The organism is Streptomyces sp. H27-D2 (assembly GCF_035828615.1).
Lineage (GTDB): Bacteria > Actinomycetota > Actinomycetes > Streptomycetales > Streptomycetaceae > Streptomyces.
Window position 1 is genome coordinate 26,207 of the sequence record NZ_JAYMZR010000026.1, and the last position, 24,522, is coordinate 50,728.

The following is a 24,522-nucleotide window of genomic DNA, read 5'->3' on the forward strand; positions in this document are numbered from 1 at the left end:
AGCGCAAGGCGATCTTGATTCACTGAGTGGTCGTCAGGTTACAGGTGAAGCCCCTCATTCGATTCGAGTGAGGGGCTTCGTCGTGTCCGTGTGCGCGCGTCCGACGCTCCCCCGATGCCGAGCCTTTGGGGAGTCGCGGCACATAGGGCAGAGGTAGACGACGCGCCCGCCGTCCGAGTTGGAGTGTTCAAGGGCGACGGCAGTTGGCGCGTCCGTGGGGCAGTCGCACTCGCGGCAGATCTCCGTCATGACGACCCCCATCCGCTGATCATGACCGCGCGCCACGGCCGCGTGATGATCTCCCGGTAGGTGTGGTGCGACGGGTGCCGCGCGGCATGCATGAGCGACGGGCGCCGGCGATGGCGAGGACGTCGTCCGGCGCGTCCGGCAGGAGGGGTGGAGGTAGCGCAGCGTCTCGCTGGTGACGGCGTCGGCAGCGTCGTAGTGGCCAGGCCCGGAGTCGCGGTGCGCCTGTGCGGCCAGCCACCCGGCGACGCCGATGGCGTGCGGGTCCTCGGACTCCCGCGCGGCGATCATCCCGCGTTCGCTCACGCGCCAGAGCAGCGAGGCGTCCGGCTGGTAAGCGATGAAGAACTGGCTGAGGCTGCAGGCCTCGGCGAGGACGCCCTGTGCCGCGCGGCGGTCCGTGGCGCGGTCCGTTTGGCGTACGGACAGCTGCGCGTCGCGGATCAGGTCGGGCAGCAGCCTGCCGATCACTTCCCGGTGGTTCGGCGCGGGGTGCCGGGCCGACCAGGCGCGGGCGAGGCGTGCCGCCCAGTTGGTCGCGCGTCATACCGCGCCGGGTGCGGAGGATTTGCAGTCTCTGACCGAACGCCAGCGGATCAGCGTACGGGTCCGGGCCAGCATCTGGAGAAACGGCCTCGCCCCTCTCTGAACAGCTCGTCACTGTCAGGGTAGGGGGCAGGGCCGCAGCCAGGGGCCTCAGGCAGGTGATAGCCGGACGACGTGCGGCGGGGCGGGAGCGGAAGTCCTGCCCGGTGGGGGAAGCCTCGCGTCCGTATGCACCAAGCGCCCCGCCCACCCCGACCCGTGCAGCTAGCATGAATCGCTTACCTGCCACCGGCGGACGGGCGCCCCACGCGATGACGAGCGGACTGCGAGCACGGTACCGGCGGTTGAGGTCGGCCGGCGGTGAGGTCGGGAGGTTCGGGGCGGTCGGGGCTTCCGGGTGGGTGGTGGACACGGCGGTGTTCAATCTGTGTCTGCATACGCTGCATCTGCCGTCGGTGCGCTCCGGTGTGATCTCGATGGCTGTCGCGACCTGCACCAACTATCTCGGCAACCGCTACTGGACCTACCGCCGCCGCGACCGCAGTCGGCGGCTGCGCGAAGTCGGGCTGTTTCTGCTGTTCAGCGGGATCGGCATGGTCATCCAGAACGGTGTGCTCGCGCTCTCCCACTACGGGCTCGACCACACGTCCGCGCTCGCCGACAACATCGCGAAGAACGTCGTCGGCCTCGGGCTCGCCACGTTGTTCCGGTTCTGGTCGTATCGCACGTGGGTGTTCCGGGTGCCGATCGCGGACCTCGGGAGCGCCGGCGGGGTGCTGCGTCCGGTGGGCGACGGGATCGGGCCGGAACCCGGATCGGGAGTGAGCGGCGAAGACGGCGGAAGCGGCGAAGATGAGGATGCTGCCTGACATCCGTAAGCGCATCCCCGCTCCCGACACCCCCGACACTTCGGTGAGCGCCGACACGTACCGCTCGTAGGGTCGCCGGCATGGACACCAACCCGGGCGACACGCCCAGCCGCCGCTTCGCCGATCTGCACCGGCCCGGTCTGCCGTTCGTGCTGCCGACCACCTGGGACTACGCGCTCGGGGCGCTGCTGGCCGCCGAGGGGTTCCCTGCCGTGGGGACCACCAGTCTGGGCCTGGCCGCCGTGGCCGGGTACGCCGACGGTGATGCGGTGGGGGTGGACGGGACCGTGGAGTTGGCCCGGCGGCTGTGCGGGCTGGCGGCGCTGGTCAGCGTCGACATCGCGGACGGGTTCAGTGAGGTGCCCGAGCGGGTGGCCGATCTGGTGGAGCGGCTCGCGGCGTACGGCGTGGTGGGTGTGAACATCGAGGACGGGCGCAACGGCGGGGCGCTCGCCGACGTGGGGCGGCAGTGCGCGCTCATCGGGGCGGTCAAGGCGCGTACGCCGGACGTCTTCGTGAACGCCCGGGTGGACACCCACTGGCTCCAGGACCGGCCCGGCCCGTTGGCCGAGACCCTGGAGCGCGCCACGGCGTACGCGGGCTCGGGGGCGGACGGGATCTTCGTACCGGGGCTGGTCGACGCGGGCGTTGTCGAGGCGGTGGTCGGGGCCGTTTCCGCGCCGCTCAACGTGTTGTTCCAGCCCGGCGGCCGTACGGTCCGCCGGCTCGGCGAACTCGGCGTTGCGCGCGTCAGCCTGGGGTCGCTGCTCTATCGCAGCGCGGTGCGGGCGGCCTTCGATACGGCTTGCGCGGCGGACGAGAGCGGTCGGGAGGAGGGGCGTGGCGGGAGCGGGGCGGTGAGGGCGGTGGGAGCGGTGGGGGGCGGTCCTGTGCCCGGTTACTCCGACATTGCGGCGTTGCTGCCCGGCGTACCGAGCGCGGGCGCGGCTACCGGGGCCGGGGCGGGCGCGGCGACGGGCGCGGCGACGGGCGCGGCGACGGGCTCAGGCAAGCACTGACCGCACAGGCTGACACACACGGGCTGACCGCACACCAGCCCGCACAGCACGCCCGCTCACCCCTCCGCCGGCACCCCGAGCTGTTCCGGCCGGACGCCCAGCCTCCGCTCCAGTTCGGCCAGGCCGAGCGGCGTGACCTTCACCGCGCGCCGGGTGCCGATGCGGGTCGCCCAGCCGCGTTCCAGGGTCAGCCGGCACAGCTCGGCGCCCGCCGTGCCCGCGAGGTGCGGGCGGCGTTCCGTCCAGTCCAGGCAGGAGCGGGCGAGCGGGCGGCGGGAGGAGGGTGCGCCGGTGAGGTCCGCGCCGAGGTCGCGCAGCCAGTCGCCGCCCGCGTCGGTCAGCGCGAAGCCGTTGTCCTGGCGCAGCAGGCCGGCCGTTGTCATGGCCTCGGTGATGACGACTCCGAGCCGACCCGCGAGGTGGTCGTAGCAGGTGCGCCCGCGCGCCATGGCCTCGCCCGCCGTGTGGGAGCGCAGTCCGCTCGGCCGGGCGGGGGACGGCGCGGCGTACGCGGCCAGGTCCTCGACCAGCCGGGCGACGCCGGCTCCGGCGAGGCGTACGTAGCGGTGCCGGCCCCGGCGTTCCTGTACGAGCAGGCCGCCGTCGACGAGCCGGGTCAGATGCTCGCTGATAGTTGACGGTGCGACCTCGCAGTGGCGCGCCAACTCGCCGTTCGTCCAAGCGCGTTGGTCCAGCAGCGCGAGGCAGACCGCGGCCCGCGTCCCGTCGGCGAGCAGCGCGGCCAGCGCCGCCAGGCGTGGGACGGTGCGGTCGCCACCAGCGCCGGAACCGCCGCCCGGAGCACCGCCGGAAGCACCGCCGGAACCGCTGGTGTCGAACCCGCCGCCGCCACCGGCATCCGTATCGGCACTCGTCGCACGCATACGTCCATCATGCCGCCCCCGGCGCAGGCGCGGCGGACGCGTCTGCGTCTCGTCGTCATGCCCCGCACCGCATCGGGCGTACGGCGAAAGGGCTCTGCGGCTCCCTGGGCACAGCCGGGGCTGGGCCGGTTGCAGGGGTGGCCGAGGGTGCCGAGGGCGAGCCCGCCAAGGGCAGCTCCGAGGGTCTGGAGCAGGTACGGGGTTACAAGCGGCCCGAGGGGACGCCGGACCAGCTGTGGGCGCCGCCGACCGCCGAGCTGCGCGACATCGGCGAGGCCTCGTTCGGTCCGCTGCCGCCGCACGCGGAGACGGTGCACGGCCCTGACGACCGGGTTCAGATCACCGACACCGCGGTGTACCCGTGGCGGGTCCACTGCTCGCTGCTGATCACCGCCGCGACAACTCCCTTTGGCTCGGCACCGGTTGGTTCATCGGCCCGCACACCCTCGCCACCGCGGGACACGTCGTCTTCATCAAGAACAGCGGCGTCCCGGCCGTGACGGCTGGGTCCAGAGCATCAACGTCATGCCGGGGCGCAACGGCTCCAGCCTGCCGTACGGCGTCGCGACCAGCACGAGCTTCCGCTCGGTCACCGGCTGGACGGGCAACGGCGACGAGAACCAGGTGCTCGCTCAGCGCGGGCGCGTGGGTGCGCTCCGCCCAGGGGCCGGTGCTCAGCAGCCCGATCCGCATCCGCTGCGGGGACGGGCTCGGGACCGAGGCCGGGCTCGGGGCCGGGACTGGAGCCGGGGCCGCGCCGGTCATGCGGTGTACACCTCGGTGTGCCCGAGGTAGGAAGGCCGGTCCATGTCGCTGATCTCCACAGAGGTGTGAACGGTCAGTCCGGGCACGGTCGCCAGATGCTCGCGGGTGAGCTCCAGGACGGCGCGGGACAGCTCCGACTTCGACTCCGGGGCGCGGCCGGACAGCAGCGCCACCTCGATACGGATCATGGCCTGGCCCGGCGACCCGTCGCCGATGACGGCCTCGTCGATCCGCCGGAACCGGGTCTTGCAGCCCTCCACCGAGGCGCCGACCGTCTTGGCGATGACGGGGTGGAGCGCCGAGCCGAATCCTGACCGGTCGAAGGCCCCGGACAGAGTGTCGGAATAGTCGACGGCGATATGCGGCATCGTGCCCTCCAGATACGGGGTGGTTCGTGTTCGCCGACCGGGGATCACGTCATCGCTCCTCGGCCGCTGATCGTTGGCAGCGTAGATGATCGGCCCGCGAGCGCCCCCTACCGTCCCTTCCCGCTCCCCCGCGCTCCCCCGCACGCCCCTCCCCGTCCGAACTGTGGACAGGCGGTACGAACTGTGGACAGACAGAGCGCGGCGGGCGGGGTCTCTGCTTCAATGGGGGGCATGGCCAGCTTCCAGCACACCGCGACGGGTCGCTTCGACCTTGAGCCGTTCTGGCCCTCCCGGCAGGCGCACCACTTCGACCGCGAGTGTCGCCGCGCGACTGACGCGCCGGCCCCCGCAGCGCTGACCCCGGGTCTCTGAGCACTCTTCAGCCAGAGCACCGACCGCAGTCAGCCGCCGATCTTCCGTATCGGCCGCCCGCCCGCGCGCATCCCGTCCCCCGACGAATCCCTGCGCGAAAGAGCTGTGATCCCATGCCGAATATCCGGCCGCTGCCTGCCTCTTCCTCCACCGCCACCGCTTCCGACACCGCGCTGTCCGAGTCGCTCTCGTACGCACCGCCGCATCCGAGCGCGCCTGCGCACCCGAACCGCCACCGGCTGCGCGCCGTGGCGCCCGACGAGGTGCCGCCGGTCGCGGAGCTGCTGCACTCCGGCGCGACCTGGCTGCCCGCGCCGCCGCACACGCTCCCCGTACTCCCCGGCCAGCCGCCGATGGTCGGCTATCTCGTGCTCGTACCTGCCGACCGGCGGGGCCAGGAAGCCCCGCGGGCCGAGCCCCGCGAGTCGGCCGTACGCGTCGACTCCGACCAGCGGACCGCGCACGTCCAGGGCCGCGCGCTGGATCTGACCTACCTCGAATTCGAGCTGCTGGCGCACCTCGTCGCCCGGCCGCACCGGGTGCACACCCGCGACCAGCTCGTCACCACGGTCTGGGGTTACGGGCATGTGGGCGACGGCCGGACCGTCGACGTCCACATCGCGAGGCTGCGCCGCAAGTTGGGCGTGGAGCAGCGTGGATCGATCGTGACGGTGCGGCGGGTCGGCTACAAGTACGTGCCGGTGGGCTGAGCTCCGGCGCGCCTTCGCGGGTCCGGGGGCGGAGTCCGGGAAGCCGGGTGCGAGGTCCGGGAAGCCGGGGCCGGGGGCGGACCGTCCCCCGTACCCCGGCGCACACCGTCGCCTGCCGCGCCGGCGCGGCGGGCCGGCGCGGCGGGCGGGCCGGCGCGGCGGGCGGCTCGGATCCAGGAATCCGGCGGGAGGCGTCACAGCCGGGTGTCCCCCGGATTCGCGCGGCGGAAAGCCCGGTGAAGGGGTGGTGCTGGGTACACCATGGTCCGGGTGTGGAGGCGGGTGACCGATCATGGATGCGAGCCTCAGACTGGTAGCAGGCCCGACAGGCGGGTGTGCGCATCCGGTCCACCCAGTACAGGAGTACGAGATGAAGCTCCGCGGAGCATTGCTGGCCCCCGCGCGAGGGCTCGGGCTGGCCGTCATGACGCTCGTCGGCTCGATCACGCTCCTTGTGCTGTCGGTCATCTCCATCGCCCTGATCGCGCTGGGCCTGGGCGTCTTCACCACGCCGCACATCCTCAATCTGGTGCGCGCCTACGCCAACCACCGGCGGCTGCTCGCCCACGAGTGGGGCGGCATAACGATCCCGCTGCCCTACCGCCAGCTCCCCCCGGACGTCCGCAAGGGCGTCGTGGGCCAGGTGGAGCGGTGCAGCCTGATGCTGAAGGACCCGGCGACCTGGCGGGATCTGCAGTGGCTGCTCGTCGACATGACGGCCGGCTTCGTCACCGCGGTGCTGCCGGCCGGCCTGATCGCCGAGGGGCTCTTCGGCTTCGTGCTCGCGGCCGGGGTCTGGCATCCGGTCCACGAGTCCGGAGACGGCCTCTGGTACGCCTTCATCCCCGTCGACTCGCAGAGCACCGCCAACTCCGCCGCCGTGCTCGGCGCCATCTGGATCACGATCGCCCTCGCCAAGGGCCCCGAGCTGCTGCGCGGCCACTTCCGGCTCTCCCGGTCACTGCTCCAGCCCACCCACGAGATGACCCTCGAACAGCGCGTCGACCGGCTCACCGAGACCCGGCACGACGCCCTGGACACCTCCGCCGCCGAGCTGCGCCGCATCGAGCGCGATCTGCACGACGGCGCGCAGGCCCGGCTGGTCGCCATGGGCATGACCCTCGGGGTCATCGACGCCATGATCGAGAAGGACCCGGCCAAGGCCAGGAAGCTGCTCGCGCAGGCCCGCGAGTCCTCCGCCGACGCCCTCACCGAGCTGCGCGACCTGGTCCGCGGCATCCACCCGCCGGTGCTCGCCGAGCGCGGGCTGGGCGATGCCGTACGCGCCCTGGCACTGCGCATGCCGCTGGACATCGAGGTCGAGGTGGACCTGCCGGGGCGGGCCGAGGAGCCCGTCGAGTCGGCCGCCTACTTCGCGGTGAGCGAGGTGCTGACCAATGTGGCGAAGCACTCGGGCGCGGAGCGCGTCTGGCTCGATCTGCACTACGACGCCGCCGCCGGGACACTCCGGGTCAGCGTCACGGACGACGGAAAAGGCGGGGCGGATGTGGCGAAAGGCACTGGGCTGAGCGGGATCGAGCGCAGGCTCGGTACATTCGACGGCGTACTCGCCGTCAACAGCCCGGTTGGCGGACCCACCATGGTGACCATGGAGATTCCGTGCGCGTTGTCCTCGCCGAAGACCTCTTCCTCCTGAGAGACGGTCTTGTCCGGATGTTGGAGGCGTACGACTTCGAGATCGCCGCCGCCGTCGACAACGGACCCGATTTGACCCGGGCCCTCGCGGAGCTGGAGCCGGACGTCGCGGTCGTCGACGTCCGGCTTCCGCCGTCGTTCACCGACGAGGGACTGCAGTGCGCGCTCGCCGCGCGGCGCGCCAAGCCGGGCCTGCCGGTGCTGGTGCTCTCGCAGCACGTCGAGCAGCTCTACGCACGCGAGCTGCTGGCCGACGGCACCGGCGGGATCGGCTATCTGCTCAAGGACCGGGTCTTCGACGCGGAGCAGTTCATCGACGCGGTCCGCCGCGTCTCCGAGGGCGGCACCGCGATGGACCCGCAGGTCATCTCGCAGTTGCTGACCCGGCGCGCCCAGGACAAGCCGCTCGTCGGGCTGACGCCGCGCGAGCGCGAGGTGATGGAGCTGATGGCGCAGGGCAGGTCGAACGCGGCCATCGCGGCCACGCTGTACGTCACCGAGCGGGCCGTCGCCAAGCACACGTCGAACATCTTCGGGAAGCTGGACCTGCCGCCGTCCGACGACGACAACCGCCGGGTGCTCGCGGTGCTGGCCTACCTCGACCGGGGCTGACCCGACGGCGGGGGCTGACCCGCCCGGCCCCCGGCTGCCCAGTCGGCTTCGGCCCGGCCCGCCGCGGCCCCCACTCCGGCCGGGCCGCCCGTCCACCCCCGCGCCCCATTGCTCACGGTTGTCCCGGCCGTTAGCGTGCGCTGCGCACGCATCCGTTGTCACCGGTCACCACCGCGCAGTGGAGGGACACACGTGAGCGATCTTTCCCGACGCATGATCCTGGGGACCGCCGGAGCGCTCGGCGTCACCGTCGCGCTCAACGGCCACTCCCCCGCGGCGGCGGCCGACGCCGCGTTCGACACCGGTCCGGCGCGCGCCGCGCTGGACCGGCTGCTGCCCGAGCACGCCGGACAGTTCCGGCTCGTGGCGCTCAGCGGCAAGGAGCGCTTCCGGGTCGGCGGCAAGCCGGGCCGCATCGACGTCGCCGGCACCAGCAACGCGGTGCTGCTCACCGCCGTGCACTGGTATCTGAAGTACGTCTGCCACGCGCAGATCACCTGGGCGGGCGGCCAACTGGACCTGCCACGCCGGCTGCCCGCGCCGCACGGCCCGCTGGAGCGGTCCGCGACCGTCCCGCACCGCTTCGCGCTCAACGACACCAGCGACGGCTACACCGCCCCGTACGCGGACTGGCCGCACTGGGAGCGGCAGCTCGACGTGCTGGCGCTGCACGGCTGCAACCAGGTGCTGATCACCGCGGGCCAGGAGGCCGTCTACCACCGGCTGCTCCAGGGATTCGGCTATACGGAGGCCGAGTCCCGCGGCTGGTTCCCGGCCCCCAGCCACCAGCCGTGGTGGCTGCTCCAGAACATGAGCGGCTACGGCGGCCCGGTCGGCCCCGAACTGCTCGCCGGGCGGACCGAGCTGGGCCGGAAGATCATCACGCGGATGCGGGACCTGGGGATGAACCCCGCCGTCCCCGGCTACTTCGGCACCGTCCCGGTCGGCTTCGAGCAGCGCAATCCGGGGGCCCGCACGATCCCGCAGGGCGTCTGGAACGGGCTGCCGCGCCCCGACTGGCTCGACCCGCGCACCCCCGCCTTCCGCGAGGTGGCCGCCGCCTTCTACCGGCACCAGCACGATCTGTTCGGCCCCCTCGACCACTTCAAGATGGACCTGCTGCACGAGGGCGGCAGCGCCGGCGACGTACCGGTCCCGGACGCGGCCCGCGCCGTCGAGGCCGCGCTGCACACCGCCAGGCCCGCCGCGACCTGGGTGATCCTCGGCTGGCAGGCGAACCCGCGGCGCGATCTGCTGGAGGCCCTGGACAAGAGCCGGCTGCTGATCGTGGACGGCCTCTCCGACCTCGACACGGTGACCGACCGGGAGAAGGACTGGGGCGGCACTCCGTACGCGTTCGGCACCATCCCCGACTTCGGCGGTCGCACGACCGTGGGCGCCAAGACCCATATGTGGACCGACCGGTTCGCCGCCTGGCGCGACAAGCCGGGCAGCAAGCTGGTCGGCACCGCGTACATGCCGGAGGCCGTCGAACGCGACCCGGCGGCCTTCGAGCTGTTCAGCGAACTGGCCTGGCGCGACGACCCGGTGGACCGTACGAGCTGGTTCTCCGACTACGCCCGGCTGCGCTACGGCGGCAGCGACCGCAAGGCGCGCGAGGCCTTCGCCGCGCTGCGCGACACCGCGTACCGGATCAGCAGCGCCGACGGCCGCCCGCACGACAGCGTCTTCGCGGCCCGCCCGAGCCTCGACGCGCGCTCGGGCACCTACTTCGCCACCCACGCGCCCGCCTTCGACCTCGCGGACTTCGACGCGGCCTTCGCGGCGCTGCTGGGTGTGCGCGGCGGGCTGCGCGGCTCGGACGCCTACCGCTACGACCTCACCGACACCGCCCGGCAAGCCCTGGCGAACCGCTCCTGGCAGCTGATCCGGCAGCTCAAGGACGCCTACCGGCACAAGGACCTGGCGACCTTCCGCGCGCTGGCCGCGCTGTGGCTGCGGCTGATGGCGCTGAGCGAGGAGATGACCGGCGCGCACCGCCGGTTCCTGCTCGGGCCCTGGCTGGACGAGGCCAAGCGGGCGGCCTCCGACGAGAGCGAGTCGGCCCGGCTGGAACATACCGCCCGGGTCCTGCTCACCACCTGGGCGGACCGCCCGGCCGCCGACGGCGGCCATCTCGCCGACTACGCCAACCGCGACTGGCACGGCCTGATCGGCGACTTCCCTCTGCCGTGCTGGCGGCGCTACTTGGACGAGCTGGAGGACGCGTTGGCCGCGGGCCGGGAGCCGGCGGCCTTCGACTGGTACGCGATCGAGGAGCCCTGGACCCGCGAGCGCAAGAGCTACCCGCTGCGGCCGACCGCGGACCCGTACCGCACGGCCAAGCGGGTGCACGACGTCCTCGCCGCCGCCCCGTACCAGGGCACGGTGACCGTCTCCGCCGAGCCGCCCGCGCTGCCCCCCGGCGGCAGCGCTCTGGTCCGGGCCTCCTTCCGCAACGTCAACGGGCTGCGCGCCACCGGCCGCGTCGACTTCACGCTGACCGGACCGGACGCGCGGCCGCACGGCCCGGCCTCGCTGCCGCGCGTCCCGGCGGCCGGCGCCGGCTCGGTGCGCTGGCGGGCCGGCGCGCCCGACGCGCCGCTCGACAAGCCGCTGGTGCCGGTCCCCTACGAGCTGACGGTGCGCTACGGCCCGCAGGGCGAGAGGCGGGTGCGGACGGTCCTGCCCGGCACGCTGTTCGTCGCCGGGCCGCTTGACAGCGGCCTCAGGACGGTCACCGACAACGCGGCCGTCTTCGGCCAGTCGGGTGACCGCTTCGCCATCGACGGCGCGGGCGCGGACCTGTGGAAGGGCACCGCCGAGTTCGGCTCGGTCTACCGCGAGCGCGCCCTCGCGGACGGCACGGCGGTGACGGTACGGGTGGCCGCCCAGCCGGCGACCGGCCCCTGGGCACGGGCCGGGATCATCGCCCGCAACAGCCTGGCCACCCCCGGCTCGCCCGGTTTCCTGAACCTCTCGGTGACCCCGGCGAACGGCGCCGTGCTCTCCTACGACTCCACCGGCGACGGCACCCTCGACCTCTACCAGCGGATCACCGGCGTCAAGGCCCCGGTCCTGCTGCGGCTCTCCCGCGCCGGCGACGGCGGCAAGAGCGGCGCCTTCACCGGCGCGTGCTCGACGGACGGCGGCGCGAACTGGCGCACGGTCGGGACCGTGACCGTGCCGGGGACGGCGGCGCGTCAGGACGTCGGCCTGTTCATGTCGGCGACGAACGGTGGCAGCGGGGCGCGTGGGACGGTGGAGTTCAACGGCTGGCGGATCGCCTGACACGGACCGGACGGCGGGGGAGCTGACCAGGCTGTTCAGCAGGAACGGTCCGCCTGAGCCCCGTCGGCAAGGTGACCATCGGAGGATTCACTCGTTCTACGGAACGTGCAGCAGCAAGCGACGCAAGCGACAGCCCCCCGCCCGGACTACACCGCCCCCGTTGACGTCGAGCAGGCCGAGGCCGCGCTCGTCGAGCACTACCCCCGGCTGGTGCGGCTCGCCTACCTGGTGCTCCCACCCTCGCTCGGGCGCAACCGCCGTGTGCTGACCGCGCATTCGATCCCCCAGCGCGCGCTCCCGCGCAGCCGTACGAGCGTCGCGGCCATCGCGCTGCCGGAGCAGCGCAAGTCCGGGGGGCCCGAGGCCGACGGGGACGAGGGCGCCGATCCCGGCTACACCTTCGTCCGGCAGCGCGTGCTGCGCGCCGCGCTGGACCTGTCCGGCCCCCGGCGGCGCTGGTATCTGCCCGACCGCAGCCAACTCCCGCCGCTCTTCCCGCAGGTGTGGGGACTGCGGCTGTTCCCGCGCTCCGGCGGGGCGGAGGAGCTCGCCCTGGACCAGACGCTGGCCTCGCTCTCCGGTCCCGGCCGCGCCGCGTTCGTCCTGCGCGAGCTGGAACAGCTCACGGACCGCTACGCGCGCCAGGTGCTGGCGGCCGTCGGCGTCGAGAACCCGCGCGCCGCCGTCACGGAGGCGGACGACGTCCAGGTGCCGGCCGGCAGCCGGGACCGCCCGCTGCTCGAATCGGCCGAGTTCGACCCCTGCTCGCTCCAGGCACGCCCCACCGACCTGATGCGCCGCCGCCAGCACGGCAGGGCCGCGCTCGCGGCCGGCGCGGCGGTCCTGGTGTGCGGCGCGCTGCTCGGTCTGCCGGGCGATGGCTGGGGCCCGGACGGAGCCGCCGCCCCGCCCTACGCGCAGAACATCGCCGCGCAGCAGGCCCTCGACCCGGCCGAGCTGACCGAGGTCGAGCCCGCCGCGTGGCGCAGCTCGGCCCGTACGGACTTCACCGTGTGGCCCGCGCGGGGCGACCGCGTCGGCGACAAGGAGCTGCTGCGCCGCGCACTCGCCGTCTGGGCGCGGCCCGGCGCGGCGGTGCAGGTCTCGGCGACGCCGGGAACCCCGGCCGGACCCCCGGCGGGACCGCCGCAGCTGCTCTACGCCGGCGAGGTCGACCAGGCCGCCGTGGTGCTGCTCCACGACGGCCTGCGGGTCGTGCGCTACGCCGAGCCGAAGGCGGCGGACGACGCCGAGGGCGAGGGGACCGGCGCGGCGCTGGACTTCGCCCGGACGGACAACGCGGACACGGCCGCCTCGACCGCCCTGATCGTCGGCCGCACCGACGGCAACGTCCGCTATCTGCTGGCCCCCTGGCTGCGCCGCGCGGGCGTCCGCGACCTGGTGAAGCCTGCCGCCGCGGCCCGGCCGCTGACCGTGGCCGCGGACGGGGTGACCGACCCGGTGCCGAGCCCGGCGCCCTCGCGTGCCTGCGCCGCCTGGCCCGCCCTCCAGCTCGGCTCCCGGCTGGTGACCGACCTGGGCGAGCTGGCCCCGGCCCGGCTGACGTACGGCAATCCCTCGGCCGGCCCGCGGGACGTGTCCGCCGGCCCGGCCGGGAGCGTGGCGCGTACCTCCTGGGCGCGCACCGCCTGCCAGCTCCAGGACGTGCGCTCGCAGGGCGTGCGGACCGTCAACGCCTGGGCGTACGCCGCGCAGCCGCTGCCCGAGCAGAGCGGCACCGCGCTGTGGGTGTGCACCCGCGCCGACACCTGGCGCGGCGGCGGCGACCGGGTGCTCGCGCAGTTCCTGGCCCCGGCCGCCGGGCCCGGCACACCGGGCGCGGTCGTCGCGCGGGCCGAGGACTCCCCGGCGTGCGGGGCACGGCAGCCGCGGGCGCTGGCCGGGGTGGTGTGGAAGTCGCGGGCCGGGAATTGGTACGTACTGGCCGCGGGCAACCGTCAGGTCGCCTCGATCACCGCGAGCGGCGGGGTGCGGGGCAGCGCGCAGGGCCACCTGCTCGCCGTACCCGCCAAGCAGGGCTCGCACGCCGAGCTGCGGGCGCGGCTCGCGGACGGCAGCGGGTTCAGCGCGCTGCACTGAGGGCGGGGCGGGAGGGGGCCGGGTGGCGCGATGGCCTGCGATCGCCGGTTCGACTGGCGATTCGACTGCCGGTGCGATCGTCAGTGCGATTGTCGGTGCACAGGTCTGTCGCGCCGCCTTACTCGCCAGTACATTGACAACATGTCTAATACGGCCAAGGTGCAGCCCCTCCCGGTCGCGTCCGAGCACACCGCGCTGAAAGCCCGCAATGTGGCCTTCGAGTGGTCGGACACCCCCTTGCACTGGGTTCCAGGCGATCCGTTCACGACCCACACCATCAATGTGCTGCACCTGCTGCTGCCGGCCGGCGAGCGCTGGTTCGTACACGTCTATAAACAGATACTTCCGTACATCCACGACCCGAAGCTGCGCGAGGACGTCATCGGCTTCATCGGCCAGGAGTCGATGCACGCCCAGGCGCACTCCGGCGTGCTGCCGCACCTCAAGGCGCAGGGCCTCGACCCGACCCCGTACACCGACCAGGTCGAGTGGCTCTTCGAGCGGATGCTCAGCGACCACACCGCGCCGCCGATGGCGCGCCGCTGGTGGCTGCTGGAACGGGTCGCGATGATCGCGGCGATCGAGCACTACACGGCGGTGCTCGGACAGTGGGTCCTCGACGCCGAGGCGCTGGACCGCAAGGGCGCCGACCCGACCATGCTCGACCTGCTGCGCTGGCACGGCGCGGAGGAGGTCGAGCACCGCTCGGTGGCCTTCGAGGTCTTCATGCACCTCGATGGCGGCTACAAGCGACGCGCCCGCACCTGGGCGAGCGCCTTCACCGCTCTGATGTGGCTGTGGCAGCGCGGCGTGAAATTCTTCATGGCCAACGACCCGACGGTGCTGCGCACCGAGCCGCACATCAAGGAGTTCTTCCGGGCCGGCAAGCAGGGCCTGCTGCCGACGCCGGGCGCGATCCTGGGGGCCGCGCCGCGCTATCTGCGCCGTTCGTACCACCCTTCGCAGGAGGGCTCGACGGCTCAGGCGCTCGCCTACCTGGCGAAGTCGCCCGCGGCTCGGGCCAGTGAGCCGGCAGTGCCGGTGACGGCGGCGGCGCAGCCCGGCAAGGGGGCGGCGGGAGCCGCCGCGGCTCCGGAGCAGGCGTCAACCCCGGCCCAGGAGCGGGCCGGCGCCCCGAAGGCGGACTCGGCCCCGAAGCCGGCCGCGTCCTCGAAGCCGACCGGCGCTGCGAAGCCCGCCCCGACGCCGAAGCCCGCATCCGTCCCGGGTCCGGCTACCGGCTCGGAGCCGGCCGGCACTGCCAAGCCCGCCCCGGACCCGGAAGGGGCCTGACCCATGCCGATCCGAACGCGCCACGTCCTGCTCATAGCCGGCGCGGCCTGGGTGGTCCGCCGTCGGCCGCGCCGCAAGCTGCGCGCGCCCCGGCCGCCGCTGTGGCCGCTGCCCGGCGGGGGAGCAGCCGCGCCCGCCGTCGCCCCCGGCGCGCTGCGGCTGACGGTGGACGAGCGGACGATGGAGGCGGACGGTGTCGTACGGCTGCGGCTGACCGGCGAGGAGTTGCCGGCCTGGGAGCCGGGAGCGCACCTCGATCTCGTGCTGTCGTCGGGGACCGTCCGCCAGTACTCGCTGTGCGGCGACCCCGCCGACACGGCCGGCTACGCCATCGCGATCCGCCGGATCGACGAAGGCCGGGGCGGCTCCCGCGAGGCGCACGACCTGCTGCGCGAGGGCGAGCGGGTCGAGGTGCACGGCCCCCGCAACCGCTTCCCGCTGGTGGACGCGCCCGCGTACGTCTTCGTCGCGGGCGGCATCGGGATCACCCCGATCCTGCCGATGCTGCGCGCCGCCGAGGCCGCCGGGACGCCCTGGCGGCTGCTGTACGGCGGGCGTTCGCGCCGCACGATGCCCTTCCTCGACGAGATCGAGAAGCTCGGCGGCCCGGCCGGCCGGGTCACCGTCGCCGCCGAGGACGAGCAGGGGCTGCCGGACCTGTCCGCGCTGCTCGTCGGTCTCCCCGAGGGCGCGGCGGTCTACTGCTGCGGACCGGAAGGGCTGATGGACGCCGTCGCCGCCCTGTGCGTGCGGACGCCGCCGGACGGCGGCCTGCACCTGGAGCGGTTCTCCCCCGCCACCGGCTCGCCGGCCGGGGAGGAGCGCGCGTTCGAGGTCGAACTGCGCCGCACAGGGCGCACGGTCACCGTCCCGGCCGGCACCAGCGCGCTGGCGGCCCTCCGCGCGGAGGCGCTGCCCGACATCGCGTACTCCTGTCAGCAGGGCTTCTGCGGTACGTGTCAGCAGAGCGTGCTGTCCGGCGAGGTCGATCACCGGGACGAGCTGCTCACCGACACGGAACGTATCGACTCGATGCTGATCTGCGTGTCGCGGGCCCGGGGCGAGCGGCTCACGCTCGACCTCTGAACGGACACCGAGGGCGCGGCCCGGTCCGCCCGCCGGGCCGGGTGGGCGGGCGGACCGGGTGGGCGGACCGGCAGCCCCGGCGGCCGTTACAGCGGTCGTTAGAGTGGGCGCATGACGACCGGTGTGCGCCGCAGGATGGGCGTCGAGGAGCGACGCGATCAGCTGATCGCCGTCGCACTCGACCTCTTCAGTCACCGCTCCCCCGACGAGGTCTCGATCGACGAGATCGCCGCGGCTGCCGGGATATCCCGCCCCCTCGTCTACCACTACTTCCCCGGCAAGCAGAGCCTGTACGAGGCCGCGCTGCGCCGCGCCGCCGACGATCTCGCGTCCCGCTTCTTCGAACCGCCGGACGGCGCGCTCGGGGAGCGGCTGCTGCGGGTGATGGGCCGCTTCTTCGACTTCGTCGACGGACACGGTCCGGGTTTCACGGCGCTGATGCGCGGCGGCCCCGCGGCGGCCGGCCTGGCCGGTTCCGCCAGCCGGGCCAACGCCATGATCGACGAGGTGCGGCAGGCCGCGTACGAGCAGATCATCGCCCACCTCGGCATTGAACACCCCGCCCCGCGCATGGAGTTGCTCGTCCGCTCCTGGATCTCGCTCGCCGAGACGACCGCGCTGATCTGGCTCGACGGCCGCGTCATCCCGCGCGCCGAGCTGGAGCTGCAACTCGTCCACGACTTCGCGGCGCTGGCCGCGGTGAGTGCGGCGTACGACGAGGGCATGGCCGCCCAACTCCACCGCATGCTCACCGACGAGCCCCCGGACGGCCCCTTCTCGGCCCTGGTTCAACGCCTGCTCGCGCTGGTCCCCCAGCAGTCCTGAGATCTCAAGTCCCCTCTTGCGTACGGTAATTGTCTGGGTAAAGATCGGGGCTGAGGCTCCATCAGGAAGTCGGCGCCTTCAGCCGCCCGCCCCCGACCCGATACAGAGGATGACAACGTGCCGGACTCCCCGCCCAGCCCCGCCGCCGCGCCCGCGCCCGAGACACCGCTGTGGCTCCAGGGGCGCGAAGCGGTCGTCGCCGCCGCTGATCCCGGGGACTGGCGGGACGAGGCGCCGGACTACCACCTGTCGCACACGGTGATGCCCGGACAGCGGACGCACCGGTTCGAGGCGGGTTCGCTCGAAGCGATCGCCGAGAGCATCGTCCAGGTCTTCGAGATGGAGGTCTCGCACAAGAAGGACCCGCGGACCTGGGTCTCGATGGTCACGGACACCTTCCGCACCCGCATCAACGGCGGTGCGTGGGCGAGCGCCGCCGACATCGTCGAGCAGGGCAGTTACAACATCCTCATCGGCGACAGCATCTTCTACCCGGCGGGCGCGGAGGACTTCGACTCCTCGCACAAGGTGTTCCACACCGCCTTCCCGCAGGGGTTCTTCTGGGAGGTGCTCGATGTCCTCTCGCCGCCGCCGACGGTCACCTTCCGCTGGCGGCACTGGGGCAGCTTCGAGGGTGAGTACAAGGGCTTCCGGCCCAGCGGCGAGACGATCGAGATGTTCGGCGTCAGCGTCGCCACTGTCAGCGACGACCTGCGGCTGTTGGAGGTCGAGCACTTCTACGATCCGACGAGCTTCCTCGGGCGGCTCACGGGGGGCTGCCCGGTGGCTCCGGGAAAGTAGCCGGCTGAGCGGCATGGCTGACCGGAGCGCCCGGTGGACGGTGTCCTCAAGCTCCCCCAGCGCTTGAGGACAGCGCGGCAGTAGTGCCCTGCCAGTCACTACCGCCGCGTGAACACCGCGACCGTCCGCGCCGGAACGGCAAACGTGCCGCTCGCCCTCTCGTAGCCGGACCTCTTGACGACCGGGTCGGCCCCCTCAGCCTGGATTCCGTGCAGCGCGTACCCCTCGCCCGCCAGCGCCGGCACCCGCTGCCGCTGCTCCTGCGGGCTCGCGTTGAGGACCACGACGAGCTTGCCGAGCCGCATCGTGATGACGCCCGGTGTCTCGTCCCGGCCGGAGAGCGGGAAGGACAGCGCGGACTGGACCGAGTCCGTCGAGGCGAGGCCGAAGTCCCGCTCCGTCGTGCGGAGTTTCAGCAGGTCCCGGTACCCGGCGGAGGCGCCGGCGACGGCCGGGCAGCCAGGCTTCAGCGCGGGGTCCGCCAACAGCGGCTTCGCGTAAGGCCACTTGGCTTTGTTGTCCGCGGCCGGCGGCAGGCCGCGGCCGAAGCCGTCGCCGTTCTCGCAGCGCCACTGGATCGCGTTGAACCAGTCGCCGCTGTCGAAGGAGTTGCGGTCCAGCGACTTGGAGCGCAGCAGGTCAGAGCCGGCCTGGCTGAGCGCCGGGCCCTGGGAGAGGACCGCGGTGGCCATCGCCAGGACCTGGAGTCGGGCGCGGTCGGCCGCGGAGGTCCGCTGCGGGAGCTTGAACGCGAGGGCGTCGTAGAGCGTCTCGTTGTCGTGGGCGTCCGCGTAGCCGAGGGCGTCGCCGGGGGCTGCCGCGTAGCCGGCGGGCGCTCCGTTGTAGTCGACGTCCTTGCCGTGGACCTCCTTGCCGGACGAGTCCGTGAACGCGTACCCGGCGAGGTTACCGGTCAGGCCCACCTTGATCAGGTCCTGGTAGTGCAGCAGCCGGGCCTTCTGCTCGGCCGGGGCGCCCTGCGCCTTCGAGTCGTTGGGGTCGGTGAAGAGTCCGGAGGCGAAGCCCTGCACGCCCGGGTCCTCGTCGAACGGGCCGCCGCCGCGCACCGCGTCGCGCGCCCGGTCGTTGAAGGTGGCGATGCCGGTGCCCGCCATGTTGGCCTGGGTGGCCTGCTCGAAGCGCGCGTCGTCGGCGATCTCGCCGAAGTTCCAGCCCTCGCCGTAGAGGATGATCTTCTTGCCGTCAACGCCGTCCCTGGCGGGTGTCAGCGCGTCCAGCGCCTTGCGGACGGCGAGGATGTTGGCCTTGGGGTGGTGGCCCATGAGGTCGAAGCGGAAGCCGTCCACCTTGTACTGCTTGGCCCAGGTCACCACGGAGTCCACGACGAGCTTGCCCATCATCGCGTTCTCCGGCGCGGTGTTGGCGCAGCAGGTCGAGTTCGCGATGGAGCCGTCCGCGAGCAGCCGTTGGTAGTAGCCGGGCACGATCCGGTCGAGGACCGACTTGTCGTCCTGGCCGCCGGCCACGGTGTGGTTGTAGACGACGTCCATGACGGTGCGCAGGCCGGTGCCGTTGAGCCCCTGGACCATCTCGCGGAATTCGACGGTCCGCCGGGCGCCCTCGGGGTCGCTCGCGTACGAGCCCTCGGGGACGGTGTAGTGCAGCGGGTCGTAGCCCCAGTTGTAGCCGTCCTTGGCGGCGGTCCTGCCGACGCACTCCTGCTGCTTCTCGGAGTCGGCGGGCAGCGCGGCCAGGTCGCAGCCGGGCTCGGCCTGGTCGGACTTGCGCTCCGGGATGGTGCCGATGTCGAAGGCGGGCAGCAGGTGGACGTACGAGGTGCCGGCGTCGGCGAGCTTCGCGAGGTGCTTCATGCCGTCCGAGGTGCGGTCCGTGAAGGCGCGGTATTCCCCCGGGTGCTTCGAGGTGCGGTCCGCGATCGAGAAGTCGCGGATGTGCAGCTCCTGGATCTGGGCGTCGCGCAGCGGGGCGGCGGCCGGTTTCCTGAGCCGGGACCAGCCCTTGGGCGCGAGCTTCGGGTCGGCCAGGTCGACGATCAGGCTCTGCTTGGAGTCGGTGGTCAGGGCGGTCGAGTAGGGGTCGGTGACCTTGTTGGTGACGAGTCCGCGCACGCTGGGGGCCCAGACGGTGACGGCGTAGCGGTACGGCTTTCCGGTCCAGCTCTTGAGGCCGGTCACGCTCCAGACGCCGGTCTGCTCGTCGCGCCGCATCGGGACGGTCTTGCCGTCCAGTTCCAGTGAGACGGTGCGCGCGGTCGGCGCCCAGACGGAGAGGGTGGGGCGTCCGCGCGAGAAGACCGGCCCCAGCTCCGCCCCGGCGGCCGACGCGCCGTACAAGTCGTCCAGCACTCCCGGGAGTTGGACGCCGGCCGCCGCGAGCAGAGCGCCGCTGGCGGCCCGTTGGGTCGCGATGAGCTGGCTCTTGAGCGCCGCGCGGACCCGGTCCCGGTCGCGCGGGTCGACGCGGAAGGCCGGATAGTCCTTGAGGTGCGGGTACTTGGCCCGCTGGGCGGCGCTCAGGCCGCCTTCCACGGGGGTGAGCCGGAGCCAGTGGCCCTCGTCGGAGAGCGCTCCGTCCTTGATCGTGATGCCACCTTTAGGGGCGTAGACGAGCTGCTGGCTGGTGGCTCCGGTCGCGGTCGCCTTCCAGGCGACGGTGTCGCGGTCGATCCACTGCGCCTCGGCCTTGCCCAGGTCGAGGTCGGGGGCGCCGCCGACGGTCGGCAGCAGGTACTTCGGCTGTCCGCCGAGCATCCAGACCTCATGCCCGTAGGTCGCGAGGTCGAGGGACTGGTCGGTGGGCAGGTCCTTCTCGTCGCCCTTGTGCAGGATGTAGCTGAGCGCGGTCGCCCCGGCGGCGAGCGGGACCTCGAAGGTCACGCCGTACGCGTCCTTCTTCGCGGGCGGCAGCGGCTTCGACCAGTCGGTGGGCTCTGCCGCGCCGGTCCAGGTGTGCAGCCCCCAGCCGTCGTAGTCGCCGTCGGCGCGCTGGTAGTGCAGGACCGCCTTCTTGGTGTCCTGCGGCGGATAGGCCCCGTCGGGGGCCTTTTCGACGAGGTCGTCCTTGCCCTGCCCGATCCAGACCTCGCCGGTCCTGGCCAGCGGGACGGTCCGCTCGGGGCCGTCGGCCGCGCCGTTCTTCTCGACGGTGAAGGGCAGTTGGGCCTCACCCTTCGCGAGCTTGATCCAGGCGAAGGCCCCATAGGCGTCGCGTCCGGTGAACGCGCCGCTCCGCGCGCCCGCCTTGAGCTGCCAGTCGCTGTAGTCGCCGTCGGGCCGCCGGTAGTGAACGACCGCGTACTCGCGCTCGACGGCGCTGGGCTTCCCGGGCGCGGGGGTCCGGCCCGCCGTCGTCGCGGCGCGCGCGCTCGCGGTGCGGCCCGAGCTGTCCACCACAACTGCTTTGTACCGCAGGGGCGTTCCGGCCGCCACTCGCGCGCCGATGTGCTGGGTCACCTTGTACGGGGTGTGGTCGGCGGAGCCGAGGGTGCGCCACGCGCCGCTGCCAGTCTGGGTGGCGAACACGACGCGGTTCAGCGCTCCGCCGGACACGTCCGCCTCGATCTCGACGGTGCCGGTCGCCCCGGCCGCCGGGGCCTTGAGGGTGACGGCGGGCGCGGCATCGGGCCGGGCGAGCGGCTTCGCGGCTTGGAGCACGGTCGCGGACAGGGCGGGGACGGTGACGGTGATCTTCCTGTCGGCGCCACTGCGGGTGACGCCCGCTCCCTCGCCGCCGTAGACCGTACGGAAGTCCATGCCCGCCGAGCCGGTCGGGATCTCGACCGTCCTGGCCTCGGCCGCGTTGTTCACCGCGACGACGTACTCGATCCGCTTCTTCGCGTCCGTCCGCGAGTACCCGTACACGGTCTTGTCGACATATCGCTCGGTCTGCACGCCGTCGCGCAGCGCCGGGTGTTCGCGGGTCAGCTTGGAGAGCGCGGCGATCGACCGGTACAGCGGATGTCCGGTGTCGTAGGCGTCGCTCGCGTGCGTACGGTCCGTGCCGAGCTGGTCGTCGTCCAGGTAGTCGGGGGTCTTCGAGGCGAAGAGGGACTGCCGGGCGTCCCGGTCGCCGCCCGCGCCGGTGAAGCCCTGCTCGTCGCCGTAGTAGACGACCGGGTTGCCCCGGCTGAGGAACATCAGCTCGTCGCCGAGCCGCGCCCTGCGGACCAGTTCGGCGTCGTCGGCCTTGGGGTTGTCCTGCTTGAGGAAGCTGCCGGCGCGGCCCATGTCGTGGTTGCCGAGGAAGGTCACCTGCTCGTAGGCGTTGGCCTTGTCGCTGGTGTAGCGGTAGTCCTGGGCGAAGAGCGCGGACAGCTTCTCGGCCGGGCCGCCCTGCGAGGCGTAGGAGCGCGCGGCCTCCTGGAAGGGGAAGTCCAGCGTCGAGTCGAGGCGTCCCCTGGTGACGTAGGGCGCGGTGACGGCCGGGTCGGCGGAGTAGACCTCGCCGAACATGAAGAAGTCATCGCGGCCCCGCTTCGCCGCGTAGGCGTCGAGGGCGGTGGCCCACTGGGTCCAGAAGTCGAGGTCGACGTGCTTGACGGTGTCGATCCGGAAGCCGTCGATGTCGAAGTCGCGCACCCAGCGCTGATAGATCTTCGCCATCCCGTCCACGACCTCGGGCCGCTCGGTCCACAGGTCGTCGAGGCCGGAGAAGTCGCCGTACTCCGCGCTCTCGCCGGCGAAGGTCGAGTCGCCCCGGTTGTGGTACATCGTCGGGTCGTTGAGCCAGGCCGGCGTCTTGCGCTCGCCGGGTCTGGGCTTCGGGGTGTACGGGAAGGAGCCGGCGTCGACCTTGGTCCTGCCCGCGCCTTCGCCCTTCCCGCTGCCGTTGCCCTTCCCGCTGCTGCCGCTGCCGCCGCCGCTGCCGCCCAGGTCGTCGAAGGGCCTGCCCTGCCGGTCGAGGTAGGGGTACGCGCCCTTGGGCCGGTAGCCGTACGCCTTCTCGGCGTAGTCGACGGTGTCGGCGGTGTGGTTGGTGATGACGTCGAAGAAGACCTTCATGCCCTTGCCGTGGGCCTTGTCGATCAGCTTCGTGAGATCGGCGTTGCTGCCGAAGTGCGGGTCCACCTGCGTGAAGTCGGTGATCCAGTAGCCGTGGTAACCGGCCGAGGCGTCCTTGCCCTCACCCTGCACCGGCTTGTTCTTGAAGATCGGCGCCATCCAGATGGAGGTGGTGCCCAGTTCCTTGATGTAGTCGAGCTTCCGGGCCAGCCCCTTGAGGTCGCCGCCCTGGTAGAAGCCCTTGTCCTGCGGGTCGTAACCGGTGCGGAGCCTGCTGCCGGTCAGCCCGCCCTTGTCGTTGGCCGACGAGCCGTTGGCGAACCGGTCCGGCAACACGAAGTAGAACTGCTCGCGGGTCAGATCATGCCGGGCCGGCTGCCGGGCGAGCGCGGCGTCCGAGGGCGGCGGGGGCGGCTTGGGCACGGCGTACGCGGGCTGCGCCGCCGGTAGGACCGCGGCGAACAGCGCTGCCGCGAGGACAGCGGCCATACGGCGGCGGAGCGAGGAGCCGGTCACGAATGGGATCTCCTTTAGAGGGGGTGGGACGGAGGAGGGCTGGGGCTGGGGAGGAGCGGAACGGGGGGCTGGGGCTGGGGCTGACAGCCGGCCGGGGCAGAGCGCCCCGGCCGGTTGTCCGCCGCGCCGCATGTCGGACGCGCCGGGTCTCAGCTCCCGCCGCAGCCGCGCGCCCCCACGTGCAGGGCCAGCGCGGTGTTCGCGCCGAGCGTCGCGGTGAAGCGGCCGGAGCCGTCGACCGGGTAGCCCCTGCCGCTCTGCACGTCGCAGTAGTCACCGGCGGGCAGCGAGGTCTGGAATGTACGGCTGAGCGACCCGCCCTCGTGGTTGACGGCCACGAAGCCCTTGCTCCCCCGGCCGAAAGCGATGGCGTCGCCGCCGTTGTCCCACCAGTTGGTGACGGCGGTGCCGCGTACGGTGTTGCGGAAGGCGACCATCGACTTGATCTCGGGCCACTTGTGCTGGCACTTCCATCCCTCCTGCCAGCACGCGTTGACCGTCCCCCCGTTCGGCGGCCCCGCGTCGCGGTCGGTGAACTCGTAGCCGGAGTGCACATCCGGCGCGCCGTACGGCCAGGCCAGCATGAAGACGTTGGCGAGCGTGTAGTTCGCGCCGTCCTTGTAGCTGAGGGTGTCGCCGCCGCGCTCGGTGTCGTGGTTGTCGACCATGACGGCGGACTTGCCGCCGGCCATATAGCCCCAGCCCTCGCCGAAGTTCTTGAGGTAGGCGAGGTTCTCGCTGTTGAAGACCCGCTTGAGGTCACGGGCGTAGCGGAACTCCTGGACGTCGCCGGTCCGCAGGTACTCGCTGGGCGAGACCGCCTCGCCCGCGCCGAAGATCGCCTCCTGCTTCCAATAGGCGTTCGGATCGGTCGACTTGCCCTTGATCGCGGCCAGATCGTCGGCCGGGATGTGCTTGGCGGCGTCGATGCGGAAGCCGTCCACGCCCAGCGACGACAGGTCGTTGAGATAGCCGGCGATCCTGGAGCGGACATACTCCTCGCCGGTGTCCAGGTCGGCGAGGCCGACCAGCTCACAGTTCTGGACGTTGCCCCGGTCGCCGTAATCGCTGATCGGGGCGCGGCAGTCGTCCATGTCCTGCTGCTGGTAGTACCCGGGGTAGTCGTACTTCGTGTACGAAGAGCCGCCGGTTCCGGTGCCGTTGCCGGCGGCCATGTGGTTGATGACCGAGTCGGCGACGACCTTGACGCCCGCCCGGTGGCAGGAGTCGACCATGTTCTTGAAGGCGCTGCGATCGCCCAGCCGGCCCGCGATCCGGTAGCTGACGGGCTGGTACGAGGTCCACCACTGGCCGCCCTGGACGTGCTCCTGCGGCGGTGAGACCTGGACGTAGCCGTAACCGGCCGGGCCCAGGGTGTCCGCGCACTCCTTCGCGACCGAGTCGAAGCGCCACTCGAAGAGGACGGCGGTGACGTCCTTGTCGCCGGGCGGCGCGGCCCGCGCGGGCGCGGGCACGCCGAGCATCGTCGCCGAGGCCGCCACAAGCGCGACGGCGACGTCGAGGGAACGGCGGCGACTTGAGGTACGAGCGGGGTGGGGGGCGCCGAGCATTGGTCGGCTC

15 protein-coding genes and 3 pseudogenes are annotated in these 24,522 nt (G+C 72.6%); 13 read left to right on the plus strand and 5 right to left on the minus strand.

Annotated features, from left to right (window positions below; all coding sequences use genetic code 11):
• Positions 1 to 349: 349 nt before the first annotated feature.
• Positions 350 to 820, minus strand: a pseudogene (locus tag QMK28_RS12970) (XRE family transcriptional regulator); the annotation flags it as partial.
• 283 nt (positions 821 to 1,103) lie between these two features.
• Between QMK28_RS12970 and QMK28_RS12975 the strand changes: the two are divergent.
• On the plus strand, positions 1,104 to 1,661 hold the full coding sequence (locus QMK28_RS12975; RefSeq protein WP_443050713.1) for a GtrA family protein: 558 nt from the start codon (positions 1,104 to 1,106) through the stop codon (positions 1,659 to 1,661).
• A gap of 80 nt (positions 1,662 to 1,741) precedes the next feature.
• Entirely contained in the window at positions 1,742 to 2,680 is a 939-nt protein-coding gene (locus QMK28_RS12980) for an isocitrate lyase/PEP mutase family protein (RefSeq protein ID WP_326437281.1), read from the plus strand.
• A gap of 56 nt (positions 2,681 to 2,736) precedes the next feature.
• On the opposite strand, the gene QMK28_RS12985 is transcribed toward QMK28_RS12980, so the two are convergent.
• A complete protein-coding gene (locus tag QMK28_RS12985; protein ID WP_326437283.1) occupies positions 2,737 to 3,564 on the minus strand; it encodes an ArsR/SmtB family transcription factor in 828 nt (275 codons plus the stop codon).
• A 137-nt stretch (positions 3,565 to 3,701) separates the two neighbouring features.
• On the opposite strand from QMK28_RS12985, the gene QMK28_RS12990 reads away from it, so the two are divergent.
• Positions 3,702 to 4,064 carry a hypothetical protein gene (locus QMK28_RS12990; protein WP_326437286.1) on the plus strand — a complete coding sequence of 121 codons (363 nt, stop codon included), beginning with the start codon at positions 3,702 to 3,704 and terminating at the stop codon, positions 4,062 to 4,064.
• 261 nt (positions 4,065 to 4,325) lie between these two features.
• On the opposite strand, the gene QMK28_RS12995 is transcribed toward QMK28_RS12990, so the two are convergent.
• Positions 4,326 to 4,697, minus strand: coding sequence for a 5-carboxymethyl-2-hydroxymuconate Delta-isomerase (locus QMK28_RS12995; protein ID WP_326437288.1), 372 nt, complete (start codon positions 4,695 to 4,697; stop codon positions 4,326 to 4,328).
• Positions 4,698 to 4,928: 231 nt separating this feature from the next.
• Here QMK28_RS12995 and QMK28_RS13000 point away from each other — a divergent pair, with 231 nt between their 5' ends.
• The 10 genes and pseudogenes from QMK28_RS13000 to QMK28_RS13045 all read left to right on the plus strand — a co-directional run bounded on the left by QMK28_RS13000 (position 4,929) and on the right by QMK28_RS13045 (position 17,443).
• Complete coding sequence (locus tag QMK28_RS13000; protein WP_326437290.1) at positions 4,929 to 5,069, plus strand: hypothetical protein; 141 nt, start codon at positions 4,929 to 4,931, stop codon at positions 5,067 to 5,069.
• Between the two features lie 113 nt (positions 5,070 to 5,182).
• Positions 5,183 to 5,779, plus strand: coding sequence for a winged helix-turn-helix domain-containing protein (locus QMK28_RS13005; RefSeq protein WP_326437292.1), 597 nt, complete (start codon positions 5,183 to 5,185; stop codon positions 5,777 to 5,779).
• 370 nt (positions 5,780 to 6,149) lie between these two features.
• Positions 6,150 to 7,436 (plus strand): sensor histidine kinase, encoded by a 1,287-nt coding sequence (locus tag QMK28_RS13010; protein WP_326437294.1) that lies wholly within the window; start codon positions 6,150 to 6,152, stop codon positions 7,434 to 7,436.
• Entirely contained in the window at positions 7,400 to 8,047 is a 648-nt protein-coding gene (locus tag QMK28_RS13015; protein ID WP_326437296.1) for a response regulator transcription factor, read from the plus strand. Before QMK28_RS13010 ends, QMK28_RS13015 begins: the two co-directional genes overlap by 37 nt.
• A gap of 192 nt (positions 8,048 to 8,239) precedes the next feature.
• On the plus strand, positions 8,240 to 11,338 hold the full coding sequence (locus tag QMK28_RS13020; protein ID WP_326437298.1) for an alpha-N-acetylglucosaminidase: 3,099 nt from the start codon (positions 8,240 to 8,242) through the stop codon (positions 11,336 to 11,338).
• Between the two features lie 105 nt (positions 11,339 to 11,443).
• Positions 11,444 to 13,438, plus strand: a complete 1,995-nt coding sequence (locus QMK28_RS13025; protein WP_326437300.1) for a hypothetical protein — start codon at positions 11,444 to 11,446, stop codon at positions 13,436 to 13,438.
• A 141-nt stretch (positions 13,439 to 13,579) separates the two neighbouring features.
• Positions 13,580 to 14,467, plus strand: a pseudogene (locus QMK28_RS13030) (metal-dependent hydrolase); the annotation flags it as partial.
• A 267-nt stretch (positions 14,468 to 14,734) separates the two neighbouring features.
• Positions 14,735 to 15,817, plus strand: a complete 1,083-nt coding sequence (locus QMK28_RS13035; RefSeq protein WP_326437302.1) for a PDR/VanB family oxidoreductase — start codon at positions 14,735 to 14,737, stop codon at positions 15,815 to 15,817.
• 111 nt (positions 15,818 to 15,928) lie between these two features.
• A complete protein-coding gene (locus tag QMK28_RS13040) occupies positions 15,929 to 16,642 on the plus strand; it encodes a TetR/AcrR family transcriptional regulator (protein WP_326437304.1) in 714 nt (237 codons plus the stop codon).
• Between the two features lie 117 nt (positions 16,643 to 16,759).
• Positions 16,760 to 17,443 carry an ester cyclase gene (locus QMK28_RS13045; RefSeq protein ID WP_326437306.1) on the plus strand — a complete coding sequence of 228 codons (684 nt, stop codon included), beginning with the start codon at positions 16,760 to 16,762 and terminating at the stop codon, positions 17,441 to 17,443.
• A 98-nt stretch (positions 17,444 to 17,541) separates the two neighbouring features.
• Here QMK28_RS13045 and pulA read toward each other — a convergent pair whose 3' ends face one another.
• Both pulA and QMK28_RS13055 read right to left on the minus strand, forming a co-directional pair.
• Entirely contained in the window at positions 17,542 to 22,914 is a 5,373-nt protein-coding gene (gene pulA / locus QMK28_RS13050) for a pullulanase-type alpha-1,6-glucosidase (protein ID WP_326437350.1), read from the minus strand.
• A gap of 182 nt (positions 22,915 to 23,096) precedes the next feature.
• Positions 23,097 to 24,512: pseudogene (locus tag QMK28_RS13055) on the minus strand (alpha-amylase); the annotation flags it as partial.
• Positions 24,513 to 24,522 lie beyond the last annotated feature (10 nt).

Coding starts and splice junctions, on each gene's coding strand:
- QMK28_RS13035 (WP_326437302.1), top strand. CDS start 14,735: ATGCCGATCCGAACGCGCCACGTCCTGCTCATAGCCGGCGCGGCCTGG.
- QMK28_RS12985 (WP_326437283.1), bottom strand. CDS start 3,564: ATGCGTGCGACGAGTGCCGATACGGATGCCGGTGGCGGCGGCGGGTTC.
- QMK28_RS12995 (WP_326437288.1), bottom strand. CDS start 4,697: ATGCCGCATATCGCCGTCGACTATTCCGACACTCTGTCCGGGGCCTTC.
- pulA (WP_326437350.1), bottom strand. CDS start 22,914: ATGGCCGCTGTCCTCGCGGCAGCGCTGTTCGCCGCGGTCCTACCGGCG.
- QMK28_RS12980 (WP_326437281.1), top strand. CDS start 1,742: ATGGACACCAACCCGGGCGACACGCCCAGCCGCCGCTTCGCCGATCTG.
- QMK28_RS13040 (WP_326437304.1), top strand. CDS start 15,929: ATGACGACCGGTGTGCGCCGCAGGATGGGCGTCGAGGAGCGACGCGAT.
- QMK28_RS13005 (WP_326437292.1), top strand. CDS start 5,183: ATGCCGAATATCCGGCCGCTGCCTGCCTCTTCCTCCACCGCCACCGCT.
- QMK28_RS12975 (WP_443050713.1), top strand. CDS start 1,104: ATGACGAGCGGACTGCGAGCACGGTACCGGCGGTTGAGGTCGGCCGGC.
- QMK28_RS13000 (WP_326437290.1), top strand. CDS start 4,929: ATGGCCAGCTTCCAGCACACCGCGACGGGTCGCTTCGACCTTGAGCCG.
- QMK28_RS13010 (WP_326437294.1), top strand. CDS start 6,150: ATGAAGCTCCGCGGAGCATTGCTGGCCCCCGCGCGAGGGCTCGGGCTG.